Source organism: Erwinia sp. PME.40.26/001 (assembly GCF_055556675.1).
This window is the reverse complement of sequence record NZ_JBVHNP010000425.1, coordinates 1-237: the sequence shown is the minus strand read 5'-3', so window position 1 is coordinate 237 and position 237 is coordinate 1. Positions and strand designations below refer to the sequence as shown.

At 58.6% G+C, this 237-nt stretch carries 1 protein-coding gene; it reads right to left on the bottom strand.

What is annotated here, in order from left to right:
* On the bottom strand, positions 1-237 hold a 237-nt coding region (locus tag ACZ3HG_RS24820; RefSeq protein WP_465335200.1), incomplete at both ends, for an ABC transporter permease subunit.

The window sequence follows — 237 nt, the reverse complement described above, 5'->3', positions numbered from 1 at the left end:
AGGCCGAAGAAGATGATGAACAACTGCACCAGGAACGGCGTACTGCGGATCAGCTCGACATAGGAGGTGACCGCCAGCCGCGCCGGTGCGCTGCCGTGGATGGAAATGATGGCGCCGAAAATGCCGACGGCCAAACCGCAGATCATCGACAGCGCGCTCAGCCGTATGGTGAGCAGTGCGCCGACCAGCAACTGATCCAGGTGCTGGAAGATGAATGCGAACTGAAAATCGTAATGC